The organism is Bacillus sp. 7884-1, from assembly GCF_002272245.1.
Lineage (GTDB): Bacteria > Bacillota > Bacilli > Bacillales > Cytobacillaceae > Neobacillus.
This window is the reverse complement of sequence record NZ_NPDD01000229.1, coordinates 1-9286: the sequence shown is the minus strand read 5'-3', so window position 1 is coordinate 9286 and position 9286 is coordinate 1. Positions and strand designations below refer to the sequence as shown.

At 37.2% G+C, this 9286-nt stretch carries 7 protein-coding genes; 4 read left to right on the top strand and 3 right to left on the bottom strand.

Annotated features, from left to right (window positions below):
• Positions 1-787 precede the first annotated feature (787 nt).
• Positions 788-2002 (top strand): metallophosphoesterase family protein, encoded by a 1215-nt coding sequence (locus CHI06_RS25075; protein WP_095251336.1) that lies wholly within the window; start codon positions 788-790, stop codon positions 2000-2002.
• 521 nt (positions 2003-2523) lie between these two features.
• On the opposite strand, the gene CHI06_RS25070 is transcribed toward CHI06_RS25075, so the two are convergent.
• Positions 2524-2991, bottom strand: a complete 468-nt coding sequence (locus CHI06_RS25070) for a low molecular weight protein-tyrosine-phosphatase (protein WP_095251334.1) — start codon at positions 2989-2991, stop codon at positions 2524-2526.
• 322 nt (positions 2992-3313) lie between these two features.
• Here CHI06_RS25070 and CHI06_RS25065 point away from each other — a divergent pair, with 322 nt between their 5' ends.
• Positions 3314-4426, top strand: coding sequence for a tubulin-like doman-containing protein (locus CHI06_RS25065; RefSeq protein ID WP_095251333.1), 1113 nt, complete (start codon positions 3314-3316; stop codon positions 4424-4426).
• A gap of 141 nt (positions 4427-4567) precedes the next feature.
• Here the strand turns inward: CHI06_RS25065 and CHI06_RS25060 are convergent, their stop codons facing one another.
• Both CHI06_RS25060 and CHI06_RS25055 read right to left on the bottom strand, forming a co-directional pair.
• The gene (locus CHI06_RS25060) at positions 4568-6718 is read right to left on the bottom strand and encodes a glycoside hydrolase family 3 protein (RefSeq protein ID WP_095251332.1); all 2151 of its coding nucleotides are present in this window, start codon (positions 6716-6718) and stop codon (positions 4568-4570) included.
• Positions 6719-7209: 491 nt separating this feature from the next.
• Positions 7210-7701: an Rrf2 family transcriptional regulator gene (locus CHI06_RS25055; RefSeq protein WP_095251330.1), complete on the bottom strand. Its 492-nt coding sequence runs from the start codon at positions 7699-7701 to the stop codon at positions 7210-7212.
• A 234-nt stretch (positions 7702-7935) separates the two neighbouring features.
• Here CHI06_RS25055 and CHI06_RS25050 point away from each other — a divergent pair, with 234 nt between their 5' ends.
• Both CHI06_RS25050 and CHI06_RS25045 read left to right on the top strand, forming a co-directional pair.
• Positions 7936-8379 (top strand): carboxymuconolactone decarboxylase family protein, encoded by a 444-nt coding sequence (locus CHI06_RS25050; protein WP_095251329.1) that lies wholly within the window; start codon positions 7936-7938, stop codon positions 8377-8379.
• Positions 8380-8649: 270 nt separating this feature from the next.
• Positions 8650-9286: protease inhibitor I9 family protein (locus CHI06_RS25045; protein WP_179292778.1), on the top strand; the 637-nt coding region annotated here is incomplete at its 3' end.

The window sequence follows — 9286 nt, the reverse complement described above, 5'->3', positions numbered from 1 at the left end:
CAATCATCAGTTTTGATGTTTTATCGTCTAAACAACAAACAAATTAAATTGTTGTCTATTCATAGAAAAGAGAGGGATAAATATGGAAGAGATGAAAGTAGATCCACGTATTATACGGACAAGAAAATTGTTAATGGATGCCTAGAGAGGATTCGAAACTCCTACCTATAGTTTAGGAAACTGTTGCTGTCATAGGAATACGGTTTACTAGGAAGGAATATTGTTAATAGAGATGGGTTATGTTTGTTTTTGATAATGAAAGGGGGAGATTCTTTTTGAAGCGATATTTTTCAATGTTGGGAAATTACTTGCCCATGGCAATCGCAAAAGCCATACATTGTAAATGAAATCTTTAAAGACAATCATCTTCCAACGAAGGCCTAAAGCAATATATGAAAAAGGAATACCTAGGAGAATTGAAAAAACTAACCAGTAATAGTTGTAGGTACCCGAAATATGTTCTATACTTAACTACTTCATTTTCCTTATAATTCGCCTCATCATGATTCACTTTAAAGCAGGATATGAAAAGGGGAAATATTGAATATTTACTAAAAATGCAATAAGCAGGAATTTGTACCCAAATATTAAAGATAATTATACCTTGGAAAATCTAGTAAACCGCAAAAATGAAATAAAGATTAAACAAGATTGTTAAATCGATGAAATCTTTACCAATTCATAATCAATAATTTACAAAGGATAAACTTAGAATTAAAACTTCTCTGCTATTCTTTTAATAGATTTACTTTTTTAAAAATTTCTATAAAGGGATGGAGATTTTATTATGAGTAATCATGAGTTGCAAAAAGGGTTGGACAGACGAAGTTTTATAAAAATCGGTGGAATGAGTACACTTGCTTTAACACTTGGATCAGCTGTCCTTCCTGGTGATTTGTTCACGGGTAAAGCTCACGCTGAATTAAATGATGATGTTAAGCTTCAATTTAATCCAGACGGAAAATTCAAAATCGTACAGTTTAACGATACACAAGATGATGAAAACATTGACCGTCGTACGATCGAGCTGATGGAAAAAGTGCTTGATACTGAAAAACCGGATTTTGTTGTCCTTAACGGTGACAACATTACAGGTGGTTGTGATACGCCGACCGAGATGAAGCAAGCGATTAATAATGTCGCACAGCCGATGGAGCAAAGAGGGATTAAGTGGGCTATTACTTACGGAAATCATGATGAGGATTCAACTCCAAAAAGCGGGCTTAATGAAGAGGACATGCTCGAGATTTACATGTCTTACAAATACAATATGAACAAGCCTGGAGTAAAAGATATTACTGGAACCGGAAATATGAATCTACTAATCAAAAATTCCAAAGGCACGGATGCGGCTTTTAACCTCTGGCTACTGGACAGTGGAAGATATGCGCCTAACACCATAGCAGGTCAAGACTTTCATGGTTACCCGACCTGGGACTGGCTCCGTTTTAACCAGGTAAGCTGGTATTACGAGACTTCCAAAAAATTGGAGCAGCAATGGGGGCATAAGGTTCCTTCACTCGTCTTCATTCACATCCCTCTCTGGGAACATAGATATATGTGGTTTGCCAGCGTTGACGGAAGATCGGACCAACATCATGCTATCGCTGTGAATAAGCATACTATTGTGGGAGAAAGGAATGAAGAGGAATGTCCAGGTCCAATCAACAGTGGCATGTTCTCAGCCATGTTGGAAAGAGGAGATGTCAAGGGTGTTTTCTGCGGCCATGATCATGTGAACACGTTTATGGGTAATTATTATGGGATTCTTCTTGGTTATGCCGGAAACACTGGTTTTGGTACATATGGTCTTCCGGGCGCTGACCGCAATAGATTACGTGGTGCTAGGGTATTCAATTTAGATGAAAACACTGCAGGTGTGCTAGTGGAAACACACATGGTGTTTGCCAAAGACTTTGGCATTGATTTGACAGCCAATGACCAGAGCATGGCTCCGGCTCCAATCGACGAAAGCAAAAAGAAAGAAAAAGTAGTAAAATAGTTAAAATTCAAAAATAAAGCAGTTGATTTCTTCAACGAAACCAACTGATTTATACAAATATTAGGAAAAAGTTTGCTGCATTCTTTTTTCTTATCCATACAGGTCTGTGGTTGTAACCTGAGACAGTTGGTACGATTTATCTGTTATTTTTTTTACATCTTACGGAGATTAAGGGTGGAATCTTGAGCGTAGGTCAAGCAGGTGGGAATATAGCGGAAATTGCATCAGCCTTGAATTTTCCAACAGCTCTGATTAATACGAATCAACGTGATTGTAAGAGAGTTTTTGGGTATTGAATCAAAAAGTAAAGGTAAGGATTTCTTCAAGAAATTAGAAAACCTTCGCAACAATCTAGCACATTCACAAGATATTAATACACAAAATTCCTGGAATGAAATGATCTTATTAATTAAACAGACGGAGAAGAAAGTAGAAGAATGTGAAAAAGTTTAAGGAAATAATTCTATGTAATCATTTAAATAATAATCATCCCACCAATCTTAATATTGGTGGGATATTTTTTAGGTTAAGTTTTGTTCATTACGAATTTTTTCGAGCAATGCTCGACAGCCATCTGTAATCAGCTGATAGGTTTCTTCAAAATCTCCCGTGTAATACGGATCAGGGACATCTTTGTTATGTTCCGTTAAATCGAGCAGACGTATGATTTTTGGATGCTGAGGTTTACCTGTTATATCGAAAATGTTCTTTACATTGCTCTCATCCATCCCAATGATATAGTCGAACTTTTCAAAGTCTTCCTTTGTTAATTGTCGTCCAACAAGATCATCTGATGAAATGTTGTATTTTTTTAGAATGGTAAGGGTTCCTTTATGAGGGGGAGAACCTATATGCCAAGAACTTGTAGCAGCTGAATCAACAGTAACTTTCTCAGACAAATTTTCCTTTTTCAGTAAGTCACGAAACAATGCCTCAGCCATTGGTGAACGGCAAATGTTTCCCAAGCAAACAAATAAAACATTAATCATATCATTAACTCCTTTTAATCTTTTAAACTAAGTTTAGTATTCCATAACGACCATTCTAAGCATATTATCAATGAATGTAAAATGAAAAGTAGAAGAACAAAGCTTTATGTGGATCAAGTATGCGCTAATCCCACGATAGTCACGGCAAGTCTTGCCATAAAAATAGATTTAATGAAAGAGTAGGACTGTTTTCGGTCATAATCTGCCCATTTAAATAGTACAAATGTTTTAAGGTTGTTTTTATCCATATCAATGATTTGGTTAAAAATCCTTCAAAATTTTCAACTTAGATAAGATTTTAGCTAATAAGGAGGAGTGTTTGGTGAAATCGATTGGAATCTTGGGCGTAGGTCAAGCAGGTGGGAATATAGCGGAAATTGCATCAGCCTTGAATTTTCAAACAGCTTTAATTAATACGAATCAACGTGATGGTGTTGTAAACACGCGGGTAGAAAAAAAGTATTTTGTCCCAGGATATAATGGTGCAGGTCAAGATCGTTCATTAGGATTACGGGCGCTTCAAGAAAACTATAAGGAGATTATTGATTTTGTCAGCAGTTCCTTTAAAAACATCAAGCTCCTTTTAGTGGCTTTTTCAACGGACGGTGGCACAGGGTCTGGGATGAGTCCAATGTTAATTGATCTGTTAGTCGATCAGTTGCCTGGTATCAAGGTAGGGGCGATCGCGGTTATTCCTGAACGAAATGTATTAGCGGGAAATCGTATTAATACAGCGGAGTGTATCGAAGAACTTTCCAATATAGAAGGCATTTCTTCTGTATTCCTCGTCGACAATGATCAAATGCGTAAATTGAAACCACAATCCAGTAAACACGAAATTTACCTTGCTGCTAATCTTCAAGCCATAGAGGCCATTAACCATCTTCTGAAAATAACGAAGAAGAGTTCATTCTTTGGCAATTTCGATGAAACAGATCTAATGAATATCCTTGGATCCAGAGGCATAACGATTATCGCTTCCGCTCCGATAACGGACGCGAAAAATACCTCGGAGGTCTCAAAGAAAGTACAGGTTTCTTGGGAGAACTCGATTTTCTGCCCTGTTGAATCACAAGGAGTAATCCGAGCTGGCCTTATCTATGAGGGACCAGAGAACATTTCAAAGCTGATTAATGTACCTTCCATCTTTGAGAGGGTGGGGGATCCGCTGCAATTATTCGAAGGAACTTATATCACAGAATCTGACCCTACGATCACAACCATTCTTGCTGGACTATCGTTCCCAACTCGCCGGATGCTCTCTGTTGAAGAGTCCATAGAAAAGAACAAAGAACGATTAGAGAACCTAGTGAAAAAGGAAAATACCCAAAATTACGAGTCAGGAATCCGTTGGGCATCCAACTTAAAACTTGTAAAACAGGAGAGAAAACCAGTATCTATTACATCCAAATTAAATAAGTATCAAAAAAAGTAATTAACGTGAGTAAAAAGAAACACATTGGACGAAGGATATAACCTTAGAGAATACCTGTGCAATAAAAGAAAGATTGGCTGACTTATATTAGCCGTATCGTAACGACTTTTCTAAGTCAGCCCATTTTAATCCTTTTATACCTTATTGATTACGATTTGTTTTCTCATCATAAGTTAGACCAAAGTCAAACCCATATGCATTACCATTTTTATCACGGTATACATAAGAAGGATCTTCATCATAACCTGGAACATCCCCGTTGTTGTTATCTACCGCTTCCTGATTAGCAGGAATGGTAAATGGAAGTTTTCCTGTTGGTGCAAATTTGCCGCGAATAACATCAACTAATGCTTCTGCTTTCACTCCGAAAACTGCTAATGTAGCTGCTGCGTTTTCTTCAATCTCTCCGATCAGCCAAGGGCTGGTCATATTGACTGTCAGAATGGTTGGAACTGCTTCTTCAATTTCTTTGATTCTTTCAACATTAATCCCTGTTTCTGCACCTAGTGCCACAGAAAGTGGAATGTCCGGACGATCAGGTACTGTGTTTGGAATCGCATATACTAATGCATGAGTAGCTTCCGCCAGGTTGTCAACGACTGTAATAGATGGATCATATTGCGTTATGGACTTTTTCAAATCAGCTGTTCTAGTTTGTCCAGTCGTTCCGGAGGAGAATACCTCAACAAATAGTTTAATATCTTTGACCTTATCATCTTTTAGCGGTAATGTGTTGTCATCATTACGTAGCAAGACTATGGATTTACGATGAGCTTCATCTGCTTTTGCCTGTGAAGCTGGGTCATCAGCTATCGATTGTGCTTTATCCGGATCAACATACGGATTTTCAAATAAACCTAATACCATCATTTCTGTTAGAAGTCTTGTTACGGCTTCGTCGATTCGTTTCTCTTTAATTAAGCCATCTTTGACTGCCTTGATGAGGTCAGTAGGATCCGCTTCACCGGAAACAATATCGGTTCCTGCGTTAATGGCTTTCGCATACCGTTCAGGCTTTGTCAGATCTTCAACTCCCCAAGGCATGGAATAGATTATCGAAGTATCGCTATTTACATATCCCTTGAATTTAAGCTCTTTGCGCAACAGATCTGTTATCAGCCTTTTGTTGTATGCAAAGCCCACTTCTTCAAACTCTTCGCCGTTCTTTAACTGTGGTACGCTGTGTTCATTACTTGGGTACGCATAATAAGGCATAATTGATGTGGTACCGGCTTCAATCGCTGCTTTAAAGGATGGAAGGTGGTACTTATATAAACTACCTTCAGTTGGATAAGGATTGAATTTAGACCACTCATAATGTGGATCATGACCATCTTGACGAGCACCGCCGCCAGGGAAATGCTTTGTCGTTAAAGAGACACTATGTGTGCCAAGTTCGTCACCTTGGAACCCTTTAACCACGGCATATATCATTTCAGAGGCAAGGTCAGGATGTTCACCGAAAGTACCATTGATTCGATTCCAAAGAGGGTCTGTCACGACATCTGCCATGTACATATAACCCTTACGAATTCCTGTAGAGGTCCATTCTTTTGCGGCAATTTCACCAAATTCCTTTACAAGGTCGGCATCGCGTGTGGCAGCAAGTCCTAATTCACCAGGCCATACAGAAAACTGACCAGAAGCTTCGCTAAAACCAAATGCTAAATTTCCTGCATGGTTTCGAGGATTCGATGTCATGACGACAGGAATTCCTAGTCTTGTATCCTCTGCAATTTTTTGCAACTCATTGATCCATGTGGCTAAATCTTTTGCGGAAGGATTGTCACGAATAATTAAGTAACGTAAATTTCGTTCCTGAATGCCCTTTGTAGCAGCAGAAGCTTCAACAATCGGCGGATTAAACTCATAGAATTGCTGACCAGGAACGGACCAGCGATTAGTCTTTGTTACTGTATCTTGCTCACACGTTACAAATTCCCCCGTATCAGGACATGATCGGCTGTTACCCATATAATGTGAGGAGATTAACATCATCCCGGCTTTTTCCTCAAGGGTCATCTGCTTAACAAGATCCTTTACACGTACATTTACTGGGAGGTCCCAGTTTTCATATTTGTCTAGTTTTCCGTTATTATTTAAATCTTTGTACTCTTTACCGTTGATGGTAAGAATATCCTTAGAAGTTACACTTAGTTGAGGGACTGTTTTGACCTCTGCCTTGTTCTCATTTCCTGGGTCAGCCGAGGCATAAGGAATCACTAGCGAAGACAACATTAGTGCTCCTGCAGATAATACAGCTGCTTTTTTTATCTTTTTTAATAAACCCACCTTTTTTTCCTCCCCCGTTTTAATAGACTTAAATAATAGGCTGTGCGAAAGGTCATAAATTACGTTGATAGAAGCGCCAAAAGGGCAAATCAACTGACGTATTTAACACAGCAAAACAAAAAAATAGTAGAACATTATGTTATAGACAATCACCCCTACAATGTAAGTAAACGCTTTCTTTTCAAACTAAGTTTACGAGAGGGAGGGACATACGAAGTAGGGAGTTTTTTTAGATAAATTTGTGATTTTTTAATATTCCGAAAAATGATGATTAGTACCTATTACTTAATAACTATCAATCTAGAGTGGAAAAATTCATAAAAGAAGATAGAAAATCTCTTGGATTTGGCTGTTTTTAGGTTAGAGGTGTTCATTACAAACAAAGTTATAGTTATTAATAGTCAATGAGAAGATATGCACTTCCATGACAAAGAACAAACCTCTATTGAAATTCCTCTTAATAAAGGAATTTCAGCAGAGGTTTGTTTGTTCTACTGGCTGTTCTTTGAAAAATATTTCCGAGTATCCTCACGTATTTGTTTGGATAAGACATGATCAAGCTCTTCATTTAACCATGCAAGTGTCTTACTACGCAAGAAATCACGCATTTTTTCCTCTGCAGAGAGCATAACTATATTGATCGTGCAAGAGGAGGGAGCTGAACAGCAGTTTTCTCTATACAAATAACCATTATCTTTAATATTTTTACATTGAAAAATTGGCTTAGGACCTTCAACTGCTTCGATTACATCCCAAAAGGAAATTTCTTCTGGGGGTTTAGCGAGTTTATAACCACCCTTAACCCCAGGAACTGAACTTACAATACCAGCCTTAGATAATTTAGTAAAAATCTTTGAGAGATATGTATCTGAAATACCTTGAAAAAAGGAAAGTTCCTTTATTCCAGTGGGAGAATCCTCAGGAATATCAATTAAATAAACGAGACAGTGAAGTGCATACTCAACTCCAATACTATATTGCATTAAAAACACCTTCTTCATAGATAAAAAGTAATTCCTTTAATTAATCTTAGAAATGTTTTAATTCTTTGTCAAACATACTTTTGTTTCAACTATTACTTAATTGAGGGTTGACATAATAAAATATACAACTTATTATAGATATAGTTAATCGTCGATTAATCTTATCTGTAATTGGTATTTAAGATATTATCTTCAAATATTTATTAAGTGAACTATTTTAAGGGGGTAATTAAATTGGAACAACGAATTGAATATTATAATGTAGCAGCAGAAGCACTTAAGATTATGATGGAAATGGAGAAATATACGAAAACTACAGGTATAGACCGTAAACTTCGTGAACTTATAAAAATTCGGGCTTCTCAGATTAACAGCTGTGCTTATTGTTTGAATATGCACACAGCAGATGCTCGAAAAATGGGTGAAACTGAACAAAGAATATATTGTGTTAGTGCTTGGGAAGAGTGTGAATTCTATACGGAAGCAGAAAAAGTAGCTTTAGAGTTGACAGAGTACGTGACATTAATTCCAACAAAACGCGTTCCTGATGAGCTTTATCAACGAGTGCGTAAACACTATGATGAAAAACAGTATGTTGACCTTGTTCTAATTATTAATCAAATCAACAGTTGGAATAGGATCTCTATTGCAATGGGGAATACAGCAGCTGAAAAATAATTTACTCTCAACGAACATCTTATAATGTACAAGTGGGTGGTCTTAAGTACCAGTCACTTTTTTTGTTTTTACTTATATATACAGTTTTATCCATCTAATTTCTTGATGGGTTCAATCAAAAATGTTGTATTGTCAATATTTCAGAATACTTATACTATTATGTAGTCTTTTATAAATACAAAGGAGGTCTAGTTGTAAGTTGTATGATAACCATGAAACTTAGAGGGTTATCGGTTATTCAAATAAAAAGTTGAGAGGAGTTTCCCCCATTTGAGAAATAGTATAAGTAGGTTGCATTTTTCTTTAAGTTTATTAGTGTCTATCATTCTCTTTATCAGCCTTGTTCTTCCCAATATCGCAGTAGCACAAGGAGATTCTATAGAGAGTAAGCCAATATCGGCAATTAAAAACACATCTATTGAAAATAAGGTAGATTCTAAGCTTATTAAACAATTTAAGGATCAGGATCAGATCACATTCCTATTGAAGTTTGAAGATCAGGTTGATACAACTAAAGTTGCAACGGAAGTAGCAGAAAAAGCAAAGAAACAGAAACTCACAGAAGTAAGTGCAAAATTACAGGTTCGTTCGGCTGTTGTTTCGACATTACGAAATACTGCGATGGAAACTCAGTCGGAAGTAATGGACTATCTTGAGAAAGCAAAGCAAAAAGGAGAAGTGAAAAGCGTTCAATCGTTCTATGTTGTGAATGCGATAGCGGTGACAGCAACCAAGGCTGTGATGGACAAATTGGCAGCATTTCCGGAGGTAGCAAAAATTCTGCCGAATGAAACGCGGCAAATAATCACACCAATCCAACCAAAGGTAAAAACGACCAATCTAAATTCATCAACGGTTGAATGGGGTGTTGAAAAAGTCGGAGCCCCTCAAGTATGGGGTATGGGAA